General features: G+C 67.2%; 16 protein-coding genes. 9 read left to right on the forward strand and 7 right to left on the reverse strand.

Annotated elements, in window-relative coordinates; all coding sequences use genetic code 11:
- The first annotated feature begins 45 nt into the window (after positions 1–45).
- The 5 genes from ychF to BOS5A_RS13305 all read left to right on the forward strand — a co-directional run bounded on the left by ychF (position 46) and on the right by BOS5A_RS13305 (position 4964).
- Positions 46–1146 carry a redox-regulated ATPase YchF gene (gene ychF / locus BOS5A_RS13285; protein WP_151955553.1) on the forward strand — a complete coding sequence of 367 codons (1101 nt, stop codon included), beginning with the start codon at positions 46–48 and terminating at the stop codon, positions 1144–1146.
- A gap of 58 nt (positions 1147–1204) precedes the next feature.
- Complete coding sequence (locus BOS5A_RS13290) at positions 1205–1513, forward strand: hypothetical protein (RefSeq protein ID WP_151955554.1); 309 nt, start codon at positions 1205–1207, stop codon at positions 1511–1513.
- Positions 1514–1576: 63 nt separating this feature from the next.
- Positions 1577–3115 carry a hypothetical protein gene (locus BOS5A_RS13295; RefSeq protein WP_151955555.1) on the forward strand — a complete coding sequence of 513 codons (1539 nt, stop codon included), beginning with the start codon at positions 1577–1579 and terminating at the stop codon, positions 3113–3115.
- A gap of 119 nt (positions 3116–3234) precedes the next feature.
- Complete coding sequence (locus BOS5A_RS13300; RefSeq protein WP_151955556.1) at positions 3235–4497, forward strand: alkaline phosphatase family protein; 1263 nt, start codon at positions 3235–3237, stop codon at positions 4495–4497.
- Between the two features lie 11 nt (positions 4498–4508).
- The gene (locus BOS5A_RS13305) at positions 4509–4964 is read left to right on the forward strand and encodes a MaoC family dehydratase (RefSeq protein WP_151956006.1); all 456 of its coding nucleotides are present in this window, start codon (positions 4509–4511) and stop codon (positions 4962–4964) included.
- 38 nt (positions 4965–5002) lie between these two features.
- Here the strand turns inward: BOS5A_RS13305 and BOS5A_RS13310 are convergent, their stop codons facing one another.
- The 5 genes from BOS5A_RS13310 to petA all read right to left on the reverse strand — a co-directional run bounded on the left by BOS5A_RS13310 (position 5003) and on the right by petA (position 9146).
- Complete coding sequence (locus BOS5A_RS13310) at positions 5003–5614, reverse strand: hypothetical protein (RefSeq protein ID WP_151955557.1); 612 nt, start codon at positions 5612–5614, stop codon at positions 5003–5005.
- Between the two features lie 110 nt (positions 5615–5724).
- Positions 5725–6255: an adenine phosphoribosyltransferase gene (locus BOS5A_RS13315; RefSeq protein ID WP_151955558.1), complete on the reverse strand. Its 531-nt coding sequence runs from the start codon at positions 6253–6255 to the stop codon at positions 5725–5727.
- Between the two features lie 150 nt (positions 6256–6405).
- Complete coding sequence (locus tag BOS5A_RS13320; RefSeq protein ID WP_151955559.1) at positions 6406–7248, reverse strand: cytochrome c1; 843 nt, start codon at positions 7246–7248, stop codon at positions 6406–6408.
- A 33-nt stretch (positions 7249–7281) separates the two neighbouring features.
- Entirely contained in the window at positions 7282–8565 is a 1284-nt protein-coding gene (locus BOS5A_RS13325) for a cytochrome b (protein WP_151955560.1), read from the reverse strand.
- A gap of 11 nt (positions 8566–8576) precedes the next feature.
- Positions 8577–9146: a ubiquinol-cytochrome c reductase iron-sulfur subunit gene (petA, locus tag BOS5A_RS13330; protein ID WP_234419430.1), complete on the reverse strand. Its 570-nt coding sequence runs from the start codon at positions 9144–9146 to the stop codon at positions 8577–8579.
- 197 nt (positions 9147–9343) lie between these two features.
- Between petA and BOS5A_RS13335 the strand changes: the two genes are divergently transcribed.
- Genes BOS5A_RS13335 through BOS5A_RS13345 form a run of 3 tightly spaced genes read left to right on the forward strand, consistent with a single transcriptional unit; the run spans position 9344 to position 11336 of the window.
- Positions 9344–9829: a tRNA (cytidine(34)-2'-O)-methyltransferase gene (locus BOS5A_RS13335; protein ID WP_151955562.1), complete on the forward strand. Its 486-nt coding sequence runs from the start codon at positions 9344–9346 to the stop codon at positions 9827–9829.
- 32 nt (positions 9830–9861) lie between these two features.
- Positions 9862–10701, forward strand: a complete 840-nt coding sequence (gene hemF / locus BOS5A_RS13340; RefSeq protein ID WP_151955563.1) for an oxygen-dependent coproporphyrinogen oxidase — start codon at positions 9862–9864, stop codon at positions 10699–10701.
- Positions 10702–10706: 5 nt separating this feature from the next.
- On the forward strand, positions 10707–11336 hold the full coding sequence (locus BOS5A_RS13345) for a GNAT family N-acetyltransferase (protein ID WP_199857371.1): 630 nt from the start codon (positions 10707–10709) through the stop codon (positions 11334–11336).
- Here the strand turns inward: BOS5A_RS13345 and BOS5A_RS13350 are convergent.
- The gene (locus BOS5A_RS13350; RefSeq protein ID WP_151955564.1) at positions 11270–12013 is read right to left on the reverse strand and encodes a hypothetical protein; all 744 of its coding nucleotides are present in this window, start codon (positions 12011–12013) and stop codon (positions 11270–11272) included. The two genes, BOS5A_RS13345 and BOS5A_RS13350, sit on opposite strands and share 67 nt — an antisense overlap.
- Complete coding sequence (locus tag BOS5A_RS13355) at positions 12010–12825, reverse strand: glycerophosphoryl diester phosphodiesterase membrane domain-containing protein (protein WP_151955565.1); 816 nt, start codon at positions 12823–12825, stop codon at positions 12010–12012. Before BOS5A_RS13355 ends, BOS5A_RS13350 begins: the two co-directional genes overlap by 4 nt.
- A gap of 101 nt (positions 12826–12926) precedes the next feature.
- On the opposite strand from BOS5A_RS13355, the gene lipB reads away from it, so the two are divergent.
- Positions 12927–13589: a lipoyl(octanoyl) transferase LipB gene (lipB, locus tag BOS5A_RS13360; protein WP_151955566.1), complete on the forward strand. Its 663-nt coding sequence runs from the start codon at positions 12927–12929 to the stop codon at positions 13587–13589.
- Positions 13590–13626 lie beyond the last annotated feature (37 nt).

A 13626-nucleotide genomic window follows, 5' to 3' on the forward strand; every position in this document is an offset into this window, starting at 1 on the left:
GCGTATCGCGCGGGGCTTCCATTCACCAACGTCGAACGGGTTTTCATGGGGTTTCGCTGTGGCATCGTCGGTCTGCCCAATGTCGGCAAGTCGACGCTCTTCAATGCGCTGACGGAGACGGCGGCGGCGCAGGCGGCCAATTATCCCTTCTGCACGATCGAGCCGAATGTCGGCAACGTCGCGGTCCCCGACCCGCGGCTGGAGAAACTCGCGGCGATCGCGAGCTCCGCCAAGATCATCGAGACGCAGCTCGCCTTCGTCGACATCGCCGGGCTGGTGCGCGGCGCGTCCAAGGGTGAGGGGCTCGGCAACCAGTTCCTCGGCAACATCCGCGAGGTCGATGCGATCGTGCACGTCCTGCGCTGCTTCGAGGACGGCGACGTGACCCATGTCGAGGGCAAGGTCGATCCGATCGCGGATGCCGAGACGGTCGAGACCGAGCTGATGCTCGCCGATCTCGAAAGCCTCGAAAAGCGCGTTCCCAACCTCATCAAGAAGGGGCAGCAGGGCGACAAAGAGGCGAAGATCGGCGCTTCGGTGCTCGGCCAGGCGCTAGAGCTGCTGCGCGCGGGCAAGCCCGCGCGGCTGACCGAGCCGAAGGATGTGGAGGAAGCGCGCGTCTTCGCGGCGGCGCAGCTGCTGACGTCGAAGCCCGTCCTCTACGTCTGCAATGTCGATGAAGGCGATGCGGCGAACGGCAATGCACTGTCGGCGCGCGTGTTTGAAAAGGCCAAGGCCGAAGGCGCCGAGGCCGTGATCGTCTCCGCCGCGATCGAGGCCGAGATCGCGACGATGGACCCCGCCGACCGCGGCGAGTTCCTGGCCGAGCTGGGGCTGGAGGAAACCGGTCTCGCCCGCGTGATCCGCGCCGGCTACACGCTGCTCCACCTCCTGACCTTCTTCACCGTAGGCCCCAAGGAAGCGCGCGCCTGGACCGTCCACAAGGGCGCCAAAGCCCCGCAGGCCGCGGGCGAGATTCACACCGATTTCGAACGCGGCTTCATCCGCGCCGAGACGATCGCCTATGACGACTATGTCGCGCTGGGCGGCGAGACCGGCGCGCGCGATGCCGGAAAGCTGCGGCAGGAGGGCAAGGAGTATGTCGTCCATGACGGCGACGTGATGCTCTTCCGCTTCAACGTCTGATGGGAGCAGCATGCGGGCCGGCATTGCGGACGGCGCGCGCGGGCCCTAATTGCGGTCCATGCTCGCCCGCCTGATCCTCGTCCTGCTGCTCGCGGCCTTCGCGGTGCCGGCTGCGGCGGCGAGCGGATGCCATGAGGCGACCGTGAGCGCGCCGATGGCGCATCATGGCAGTTCGGGCGACCACCGGTCACCCGATTTGGCGATCGCCACCCATCTGTGCATCGGCTGCATCCCGCCGGGCGACTGGACCGCGGCGCGCATCGCCCAGACGCTCGCCCCGCTCGCCGTGCCGCTTGCCATCATGCAGCAGAGCTTTTCGCCCGGCATAGCACGCGCGCCTGCTCTCCCTCCTCCACGATCGGTGTGATCCGATGCGCGAAGCGGCCCTGCTGCTCGCGCCGTGATCCCTTCGATTTCGAGGAACGAGGACATGACCCGAACGATCCTGCTCGCGGCGACCGCCGCGGCGGTGCTGTTGCCCGTGACGGCAGCGGCGCAGATGCACCCCGGCATGGCGATGCCCGCCGACCCGCCTGCCAAAACAAAGACAAAGACCAAGTCCGCGATGCCCGCCCCGGCCGATAATGCGCAATCGGCACCGATGCGGCACGACATGACGATGCCGGACTCGGCCCCGCCGGCTCAGACCGGTCCCACATCGCAGACGTCCACGCCCTCCACGTCGATGGCGATGGACCACGGCGAGATGGGCCATATGGCTATGGGGCACGGGACCGGCATGACGACGCCACCGGCTTATGGCGATGCCGTCGCGAGCGCGCTGGCCAGGGCGCCGCAAGGCGCCGCGATGGCGGGCATGACGATGGGAACCGCGGACGGCTGGTATCAGCAAGGATCCGGCACCTCGCGCCTGCCCGCTGCTGAAGGGCCGATGCGCGGGGCAATGATCCATGCGGGCGACTGGATGCTGATGGCGCACGGCTATGCCTGGGGGGTGCTGACCGATCAGGGCGGGCCGCGCGGCGACAACATGGCCTTTATCGAATCGATGGCGATGCTGATGGCGGACCACGATCTCGGCGACCGCGCGCACATCCAGTTGCGCGCGATGGGTAGCCTGGAGCCGGCAATGGGCGCGCGCGGTTACCCCAATCTGTTCGCCACCGGGGAAGTCGCGAACGGCCAGCCGCTCGTCGATCGCCAGCATCCGCACGATCTGTTCATGGAGCTCTCGGCGCGGATCGACTACCGCGTCGGTGCGGGCAACGCGTTCCTCTATGCAGCGCCCGTCGGTGAGCCGGCGCTTGGGCCGAGCGCGTTCATGCATCGCGGCTCGGCGCGCTACATGCCGCTGTCGCCGATCACGCACCACTGGTTCGATTCAACGCATATCACCTACGGCGTCGTGACCGCTGGCTACGCGGCCGATCGTTTCCAGATCGAGGGATCGGCGTTCAAGGGCCGCGAACCTGATGAGCGGCGCTGGAACATCGACCCGATCAGGCTCGATTCGTGGAGCGTACGCGGGACGTGGGCCCCCTCCCCGTTCGTCGCGGTACAGGTCAGCCACGGCCGGCTCACATCGCCCGAGGAGAGCCATCCCGGCGAGGACGAGGCGCGCACGACCGCGAGCGTGCAATATGCGCGCGGCGGGCTGTCGACGACGTTCGCCTATGCGATCAAGAACCGCATCCCCGGCCCGGCGCTCAGCGCGTTTCTGGCCGAGGCGACGTGGGAGCTGACCCCGCGCCACGCGGTCTTCGGTCGCGTCGAGAATGTCGCCAATGACGAGCTGTTTCCTGAGGAAACCGACCCGCTCCACGACCGCAGGTTTCGCGTGACAAAGGCGGAGGCCGGTTATGCGTATCGCCTGCCGATCGCGGGGCCGTTCGGGGTTGCGGTCGGCGGCACGGTCGCTGCCTATGCCAAGCCCGATGCGCTCGACGCCGCCTATGGCAAGGCGCCGGTCAGCTGGACGCTGTTCACGAAGTTCGCGCTCGGATTGTGATCTTCCCCATGCCGCTCATCCTGAGTAGGGGCTGGGCGAAGCCGAAGACCCGGATCGGGGGGATAGTACCTCGATCCGCGCCTTCGACGATGCCCGGTCGCTACTCAGGATGAACGGATTTGAGAAACTCGATCCTCGCCGCGCTGTTCCTCACGCTCGCCGGATGCGTCGCGACCCCGCCGCCCCGGACGGTTGCGAGCGCCGCAGTGGAAACCCGCGCGCCGGTCACCATCCTCGTCTCGATCGACGGGTTCCGCCCCGATTATCTCGACCGCGGGGTGACGCCGAACCTGTCAGCGCTGGCGGCGGGCGGGGTGTCGGCGGCGATGCGGCCCTCCTTCCCGTCCAAGACCTTCCCCAATCACTGGGCGATCGTCACCGGCCTGCGCCCCGACAGGAACGGCATCGTCGGCAACACGATGGAGGACGTGCGGCGCCCGGGCGAGACCTTCACGATGGCGACCGACGACCCCTTCTGGTGGGGTGAGGCCGAGCCGATCTGGGTCGCGGCGGAAAAGGCGGGGATCCGCAGCGCGACGATGTTCTGGCCGGGCGCGAACGTCGCGTGGGGCGGCACCCTGAAACCGCACAGCTACGGCGCGGTCGATGGCGGCACGCGGCCGGAGGACTGGCAGCAGTTCAACCAGGCAGTGACCGGCGAGCAGCGGGTCAACGCCGTGCTCGACTGGCTGAGGCGTCCCGAGGCGATCCGGCCGAAATTCCTGACGCTCTATTTCGACACGGTGGACAGCGCCGGCCACGGCTTCGGCCCCGCCGCGCCCGAGACGACAAAGGCGGTCGGCGAAGTCGATGCGCTGATCGGCATGCTGCGACGCGGGCTTGCCGACCTGGGCCAGCCCGCGAACCTCGTCATCGTCGCCGATCACGGCATGGCGCCGACGTCGAGCGAGCGGACGATCGCGCTCGACCGGATCGTGAAGCCGACCGATGCGCGAGTCATCGAGAGCGGGCCGTACGCCAGCTTCGTGCCGCTGCCGGGCCGCGAGACGGCGCTCGACACGGCGCTGCTTCGCCCGTGGCCGCACATGCAGTGCTGGCGGAAATCGCAGATCCCGGCGCGCTTCCATTATGGCCGCAACGACCGCGTGCCGCCGATCCTGTGCCTCGCGGCGGACGGCTGGTCGATCGTCAAGACCGCGCCCGACAAACCTTTTGTCGGGGGCAATCACGGCTATGACAACGATCAGCCCGACATGCGCGCCCTGTTCATCGCGAACGGACCCGCCTTTGCGAAGGGGCGCAAGCTGGCGACGTTCGACAATGTCGATGTGGCGCCGCTGCTGCGCGACGTGCTGGGCCTGCCGGCAGCGCAGGGCATCGACGGCACCGATGCGCCGTTTCGGGAGGTGATCAAGCCATGAGCGACGGGGACATGCAGTATTTCGAAGACATCGCGGTCGGCGCGACCCAGGCGTTCGGAAATTATCTAGTGACACGCGACGAGGTGATGGACTTCGCGCGCAGATATGATCCACAGCCTTTTCATCTGTCCGATGAAGCCGCCGCCGCGACGCATTTCGGGCGGCTTTCAGCCAGCGGCTGGCACACCTGCGCGATGACCATGGCGATGCTCGTCGAAAATCTGAAAAGCCATCGGCAGGCGGGGCTCGGTTCGCCGGGGATCGACGAACTGCGCTGGCTGAAGCCCGTCTACCCGGGCGACACGCTGCGCTGCGAGAGCGAGGTGCTCGAGAAGCGCCGCTCCGCAAGCCGGCCGGAAATGGGCATCTTCAAGAGCCGTCTCACCGTCTTCAATCAGGATGACGTGGCGGTGATGACGATGATATCTAACGGGTTGATCGCGACGCGCGATTCCGCCGCAGACTAGGCGCTCGCCCGGCAAGAAACCGGGCGAGCGTCCTACCATCAATTTCCGCGCGAACGTCGGCCCGACCAGCGACCGTCGCCGCCGCCGCGCTGGCCGCGATTATAGGTCGGTCGCGGGGTAGCGGCTTGCGGCGTGGCCGATGGCTGTTGCCCGCCGCTGATCTGGGGACGCCCCTGGCCGCCATAATTTCCGCGCCAGGAGCCGCGATCGCCATCGCCCCGATTGCCGCGGTTCCAGTCACCGCGATCGCCACGATCCCAGTTGCCGCGATTGCCGCGGTTCCAGTTGCCGTCGCCGCGATCATGGTCCCGGTCGAACCCGCCCCAGTTGCTGCCGTTGCCGCGATAATTGCCGCGGCGCCCCTGCCAATAGGATCGCTGGCTGTTGTTCCAGCGATAGGGCCGGCGGTAGCGATCGTAGACGTAGACGCCTGATCCCGGATAATAATAATCGCCGTACCAGCCGAAATAGGACGGCGCGTAGCCATAGCCACCATAGCCGTAGCCGCCATAGCCGCCGTCATAATAGGGGTCGCCGCTATAGTAGCCGCCGCCATAGCCGAGCGACACGCCGCTATAGCCATAGCCGTCGGTGCAACCGGCAACCGCCAGACCGAGCCCCAGCGCGAGGCCTAAACGCTTCAGGACCATCGAAACTCTCCTACGCGAGATGGCGGCTTTGTACGCGTCGCCGATCATCGCTCAACGAGGGCGGTTCGTCGATGGTTCCGTGAAGGCGCTCTCCCGCGTCCCGATCCGGGTCAGTGGCCCGGAAAGGCGACGAGCGAATCGACGCGGATGCCGTCGGCTGCGAGCGCCTCAGCGCCGCCGAGATCGGGGAGATCGATGAGGAACTGCGCCTGGTCGACGACCGCGCCCGCCTTGCGCAACAGCCGGACGGCGGCTCGCGCGGTGCCGCCGGTCGCAATCAGGTCGTCGATCAGCAGGACGCGCTGACCGGGGACGCAGGCGTCTTCGTGCATCGCGATCCGGTCCTGCCCATATTCCAGCGCATAATCCTCGGCGATCGTCGCGCCGGGGAGCTTGCCGTCCTTACGGATGAGGAGCACGCCCGCGTTCAACGGCACCGCGAGCGCCGCGGCGAACAGGAAGCCCCGCGCCTCGATCCCTGCGACGAGATCGACCGGGCCGATCGTGGCCTCCGCCATCCGGTCGATCGCAGTGCGCAGGCCCTGCGCGTCAAGCAGCAGCGTGGTGATGTCGCGAAATTGTATGCCGGGCTTGGGAAAGTCCGGGATCGTGCGGATCAGCGATTTCAGGTCGTCGTTCATCGGTAGCTCCTCCCATCCCTGCAAGGGAGGGGTCGGGGGTGGATGCGACACGCGAAGCAGGTCGCTCGACGCGAAAGCGGCGACCGAAGCATCGAGCCTCGATCGCCGCAACCCACCCCTACCCCCTCCCTTGCAGGGAGGGGAAGCGTCTCAATGCTTCACGTCGCGCCACACATTCTGATAGGCGCCCCATGCCAATACGATGAAGATGCCGAGGAAGAGGAGCGCGGCGAAGCCGGCCGAGTGGCGCGCCTCCAGATTGGGCTCCGCGGTCCAGGTCAGGAAGGCCGCGACGTCGCGCGCCATCTGATCGACCGTCGGCTTGGTGCCGTCCTCATACTGCACCTGCCCGTCCGACGCGAGCGGCGGCGGCATCGCGATGTTGAGGTTCGCGAAATACGGGTTGTAGTGGAGTCCGTCGGGCGTCTTCGCGTCCGGGAACTTCTGGAGCAGCGCCGCCGGCTGGTCGCGGTAGCCGGTAATCAGCGCGTGGACATAGTTCGGGCCGTCCTCGCGCGCCTTGGTGATGAGCGACAGGTCAGGCGGCAGCGCGTTGTTGTTCGCGGCGCGCGCGGCGATTTCGTTCGCGAAGGGTGACGGGAAGTGATCCGACGGCAGGCTCTTGCGGGTCGCCGCCTCGCCCGTGTCGGGGTTGATCGAGGGCTGCTCGATCTTCCACCCGGTGGCGATCGTCTTGATCTGCGCGTCCGAGTAGCCGATTTCCTTCAGATCACGGAACGCGACATATTTCAGCGAGTGGCACGCCGAGCAGACTTCCTGATACACTTGGAAGCCGCGCTGGAGCTGACGCTGGTCGAACTTGCCGAACAGCCCGGCCGAGGGCAGGTCGATGTCCATCGGCTTCAGATGGAATTCGTGCGCGGCGGTTTCGGCCGCCGGTTCGGTGATGGCGGTCTTGACCGTCCCGAACAGCGCAAGGCCGAGGACCGCGACGAAGGCGGCGCCGATCAGCAGGGCGATGGTACGAACCATGATGTCTCTATTCCCCCTTCAGGCTCGCAACGCTCACGCCATCGCCGTCTTGGCGGGCGCGGTGCCGCCGTGCTTGGCGAGGACAGCCTCGGTGATCGAATTGGGCAGCGGACGCGGACGCTCGGACCGCGCGACCCAGGGCAGGATGACGAGGAAGTGCGCGAAATAATACATCGAGGCGATCTGCCCCAGGATGACGTTCCGCGCGATCGGCTCCGCCCCGCCGACATAGCCGAGCACCAGCACGTCGAGCAGCAGGATGATGAGGAACATGCGGTAGCGCGGGCGGAAATTGGCCGAGCGCACCGGCGAACTGTCGAGCCAGGGCAGGAAGAACAGCAGCAGGATCGACCCGAACATCGCGAGCACGCCCCACAGCTTCGCCGGCAGGATGAAGTCCGCGGTGAAGCTCTTCAGGATCGCGTAGAAGGGCAGGAAATACCATTCGGGCACGATATGCGCAGGCGTCGAGAGCGGGTTCGCCTCGATATAATTGTCGGGATGGCCGAGCAGGTTCGGCGAGAAGAAGATCAGCGCTGCGAAGATCAGCAGGAACGCGCCGATCCCGACCGCATCCTTCGCGGTGTAATAGGGGTGGAAGGGAACCGTGTCCTGTTCCGACTTCACATCGACGCCGGTCGGGTTGTTCGACCCCGGGATGTGCAGCGCCCAGATGTGCAGGATGATGACGCCGGCGATCACGAACGGCAGCAGATAGTGGAGCGAGAAGAAGCGGTTGAGCGCCGCATCGTCGGGCGCGAAGCCGCCGAGCAGCCACACGCGGATCGATTCGCCGACCAGCGGGATCGCCGAGAAGAAGCCGGTGATGACCTGCGCGCCCCAGAAGCTCATCTGCCCCCAGGGGAGCACATAGCCCATGAAGGCGGTCGCCATCATCAGCAGGAAGATGACGACGCCGAGCAGCCACACCATCTCGCGCGGCGCCTTGTAAGACCCGTAATAGAGTCCGCGCGCGATGTGGACATAGACGACGAGCAGGAACATCGACGCGCCGTTGGCGTGGGCGTAGCGCAGGAACCAGCCCGCATTCACATCGCGCATGATATGCTCGACCGATCCGAACGCGATCCCCGAATTGGCGGCATAGTGCATCGCGAGCGTCACCCCGGTGACGATCTGGATGACCAGGAACAGCCCGGCGAGCACGCCGAAGTTCCAGAAATAATTGAGGTTGCGCGGCACCGGATAGCCGGCGCCGATCGCGTTATAGGCGAGACGCGGCAGCGGCAGCTTCTCGTCGAGCCAGCGCATCAGCGGCTGCTTCGGCTCGTAGTTCTTTGCCCAGGAAAAGCTCATGATGCGCTACCTCAACCGACCGTGACGGCCGTGTCAGACGTGAAGGCGTATTCGGGAACGAACAGGTTCTTGGGCGCCGGGCCCTGCCGGATTCGCGCTGCCGTGTCGTAGGCCGAGCCGTGGCACGGGCAGAAATAGCCGCCGAACGGCCCGCGATTGTCGCCTTCGTGGATGCCGAGCGGGATGCAGCCGAGATGGGTGCAGACGCCGAGCGTGATGAGCCAGTTGGTCTTGCCGGGCTTCGTGCGTTCCGCCAGCGTCTGGGGGTCGCGCAGCGAGCCGACATCGACCGCATTGGCCTCCGCGATTTCCTTGGGCGTCAGGTTGCGCACGAACAGCGGCTGCTTGCGGAAGGTCGTGACGATGCCCTGCCCGGGCGCGATCTTCGACAGATCGACCTCGGTCGTCGACTGCGCGAGCACGTCGGCCGACGGGTTCATCTGGTTGATGAGCGGAAGCACGGCGACGCCGGCACCGACGCCGAACCATGCGACCGCCGCGACGTTGATGAAATCCCGCCGGCGCGGTTCATGGCCGTCCTCATGCACGGAATCGTGCGGGGGCACGCCCCCGGCAGACATCGCGGTGTCGGCATTCGCCATTCGCTAAACCCTCGCCTTCAAAATCCGGCGTGGCGCAGGTCCGGCTTTCCCTTGCCCCTTGCGCCCACCCTTCTTCCGACCATCCCCATGATCGGGCTTGAGGCCTGATAGACACGCCCCCAATGCTTTGCCAACAGCATTTTGCGATTTCGGCGCCAGCGGACTAGCGAGCGGGCATGCGGATCGCGCTTCACGAACCCGACATCGCCGGCAATGTCGGCACGATCATCCGTCTCGGCGCCTGCATGGGGGTGCCGGTCGATCTGATCGAGCCGATGGGCTTCGCCTGGAGCGCGCGGGCGCTGGCGCGGTCGGGGATGGACTATGCCGACGCCGCCGACGTGACTCGCCATGCCGATTGGGATGCCTTCCGGCGCGCGACCGAAGGCCGCATCGTGCTGGCGACGACGCGCGGAGCGACGCTGCTTCCCGACATGACCTTCCATGCCGACGACGTCCTGCTGTTCGGATCGGAAGGCGCAGGTGCCCCGCCGCACGTCCACGCCGCCGCCGACGTCGCGGTGCGCGTGCCGATGCGCAGCGGCTTCCGGTCGCTCAACATCGCGGTCAGCACCGCGATCATCGTCGGCGAGGCGATGCGCCAGACGGGGTGGTGCTTAGGCCAAGGGCTCCCGCCAGCATCCGGCACGATGGCCGATTGACCGCCGCCCCTGCGTCGCGCCATCTGGCCGCCATGGAACTCGACACCCAGCAAGCCGCCGCCCGCCACTGGTTCGAATCGCTGCGCGACCGCATCTGCGCCACGTTCGAGGGGATAGAGCGCGAGGCCGGGTCGGACGCGGCGTTCGCCTATACGCCCTGGGACCGCACCGACCCATCCGGGGCGCCGGGCGGGGGCGGCGTTCGCGGGGTGATGAAGGGCCGCGTGTTCGAAAAGGTTGGGGTCAACGTCTCGACCGTCGGCGGCGCGTTCGAAGGCGATTTCGCGAAATCGATCCACGGCGCGGGCGACGATCCGCGCTTCTTCGCGACCGGTATCAGCCTGGTGGCGCACATGGCGAACCCGATGGTCCCCGCGGTCCACATGAACTGCCGCTTCCTCGCCACGACGAAGCGCTGGTTCGGCGGCGGCGCCGACCTCAACCCGCCCATCCCCTTCGAAGAGGACACGGCGGACTTCCACGCGCGGCTGAAGGCAGCCTGCGACGCGCATGACCCGGCACATTACGACCGGTTCAAGGCGTGGGCGGACGAGTATTTCTACCTCCCCCACCGTCAAGTGCACCGCGGGGTCGGCGGCATTTTCTACGATCATCTGGACGGCGATTTCGATGCCGATTTCGCCTTCACCCGCGACGTCGGCGAGGCGTTCCTCGACATCTATCCGGCGATCGTCCGGCGGCGGATGGGGATGCCCTTCACAGAAGCGGACGAAGCGACGATGCTCGCGTGGCGCGGGCGGTATGCGGAATTCAACCTCGTCTACGACCGCGGCACGCTGTTCGGGCTGAAGACCGGCGGCAATATCGACGCGATCCTGATGAGCCTGCCGCCGCGCGCGATCTGGGCTTGACGCCGGTGGCGCTGACCGCTGTTGCCGATGACAGGATCGCGACGGTCGTCACGACGCTCGAGATGCGCCAGCGACCGCCGCTGCGCCCCACCCCCGCATCCCCGCTGCGTCTGGTGCGCTGGGATCGACCGAGCGCGGCGCGATACCGCGCGCTGTTCACGCGGATCGGCGCGCCCTGGCTGTGGTTTTCTAGGCTTGCGCTGAGCGAGGAGGCGCTGCTCGCCATCATCCACGCGTCCACAACAGAAATCTACGTGGTTGCCGATCCGGCGGGGATCGAGGTCGGGATGCTCGAGCTCGACCTGGGCACGTCCGGGGAATGCACGCTCGCCTATTTCGGCCTCATCCCCGAGCTTGCCGGACAGGGCCATGGCCGCTGGCTGATGGCGGAAGCGCTGACCCGCGCGTGGCGCGGCGGGGTGACGCGCGTCGTGGTCAACACCTGCACGCTCGACCACCCATCCGCGCTCAACTTCTACCGCGCGCAGGGCTTCACCGCGACCTCTCGCACGGTGGAGACGTTCGTCGATCCGCGGCTGTCGGGCTTGCTCCCCCCAGACGCCGCGCCTCAAATCCCCTGCCTCGACAGCCGCCGCCAGGCCACGATCGCGACGAGCGCCAGCGCGACTTCATAAGCCGCCTGCGCCGCTGCGATGAGCGCATCGACCAGAGCGATGATGAACGGATTCGCGTGCTCCGGCGCACGCAGATAGGTGTCGGCGACATAGAGCGGATTGGTGACGAGCCAGCTCGCCAGCATCAGCGTCGTCACCGCGGAAAACAGGCCGAACGCGCCCTTGCCCGTCATCCGCCAGCTGCGGCCGAGCGCGCCCGTCGCGCTCACCGGCTGCTCGGCGAAGAGCACCGGTCCCGCCGCGACGAGCCGCGCCTGCATGTAAAGTCCGGGCAGGATGAAGAGCCACAGCCCAAGCCCGACCGGAATCCCCGCGAGCACCGAAGCGAGCGCCCAGCGCGGCAGCAGCCGAAGTCCGCGCGCCAACGCGCCGCGCACATCCGGACGGCCGGGATCGACGAGCAGCAGGATGATCGTCGCGACGCCGAGCAGGCCGATCGCATCGACGACGATATACCAGATCGCGTTGCTCTGCGCCCACAAGCCCACCGCATCGATCCAGCCCGAAAGCGCCGCCTGATCGCGTGCCGCGGGCAAGGGGGGCGGCCCGGGCACCAGCAGTTGCAGTGCGAAGGCGGGCAGGAACAGGAGGACACCTGCGACGCGCAGCACGATGTCCGCCTCGCGCCGCGCGATGGCGAAGGCATCGCCCAACAGGCGCCCGAGCGTGATCGTCATTCGGGAAGCGCAGCCCCCACGGGTGCTGCATCCGGTCCGCGCGCGGCGAGGTAGAGCTGCGCCGTGAAGACCGCCTGCAGGACCGAGAAGATCGTCGTCACGATCGCACCCGCGATCCCCGCCAGGAAGGTGACGAGCGCCACGCTGTCGCTGCCCAGGATCAGCCGGAACACCAGCCCGACGATCGACGTCGCGGCCATCAGCGCAACGAGGAAGACGATCGCGTAGAGGATCAGCACGCCGATGACCTTCCACGTCAGCCCGCGGGTCAGGCGGAAGCTGCGCGCGATCGCGCCTAGTCCCAGCCGCTCGTTGACGATCACCGGATACAGCACGATCAGCCGCGCGCCGAGCCACAGCATGAACAGCGCGAAGACGAAGAAATACAGCCCCGACCCGGCTGCCTTGCCGGCATCGATCGCCCCTTGCGTGCGCCCCGCCTGCGCCGCCGCGAAATCGAAGCCGGACGCGATAAGCAGCGTGATACCGGGCAGCGAAAGGATTGCGGCGACGATGACGACGATGATGACCACGCCCATCGCCGGCAGGAAGCGCGCGGTCGCGATCCGCTGCGCGCTGCCGCCGGTGGTCGATGGATCGCTCGACGCCGCGACGATGGCGAGCTGCGCCCACAGCATGACGATCGCGGCCAGCAGCCCGACGAGCTGCGCCGCCGGCAGCGCGAAATCGCGGAACGCCGCCTGGACGATCGACGGCAGGAAAATCCCCGTCGCGGCGATCCCCGCCAGCATGTTGCCCCGTCCGCCGATGACCTCGGTCGTGCGGTCCCACACCGTTCCGATCCTGACCATGTTCCGCTCGGCTCCCCGTCTCGTCGCGCCCTGAGTAGAGCGTTGCCTAGACGATCCCGCCAGCGCTTGCCAGCGGGTCCGCGAACGCACATCTGGCGGGTGTGCAGGACGCGGACGATATCGAATGGCGGGTCAGCGCCGGGCTGACCGACTATGCCGCGGCGCTGGCCGAGATGGAGGCGCGCGCCGCGGCGGTCGGCGCAGGAGATGGGCGCGAGCTGATCTGGCTGCTGGAACACCCACCGGTCTATACCGCGGGCACGAGCGCCGACCCTGCCGAGCTCGTCGACCCCCGCTTCCCGGTCGTCGCGGCGGGACGCGGCGGACGCTATACCTACCACGGCCCCGGCCAGCGCGTCGGCTATCTCGTGCTCGATCTGACGAAGCGCGGCCGCGACGTGCGCGCCTTCGTCCACGCCGTCGAGGGCTGGATCATCGCCGCGCTGGGGGAGATCGGCATCGCGGCGTTCCGGGCCGAAGGACGCATCGGCATCTGGACGATGGACGGCGGCACCGAAGCCAAGATCGGCGCGATCGGCGTGCGCGTCCGCCGCTGGATCACCTTCCACGGCTTTTCGGTGAATCTTGCCCCCGACCTGTCGCATTTCGGCGGAATCGTGCCGTGCGGAATCGCCGACTACCCCGTAACGAGCGCCGAAAAACTGGGAAAAAACGTCAGCCAGGAAACCTTTGACGCCGCCCTTGCGTTGACCCGCGATGTATTTGTCGAAAGCCTGACTTTAGGCCGTGAAATCCGGGCTTGAGAGACGGCTGCGTAGCGACTAATGTCCACCACGGTTT

Origin of the sequence: Sphingomonas sp. EC-HK361 (assembly GCF_902498785.1) — a bacterium.
In the GTDB taxonomy this organism is placed as follows: domain Bacteria; phylum Pseudomonadota; class Alphaproteobacteria; order Sphingomonadales; family Sphingomonadaceae; genus Sphingomonas.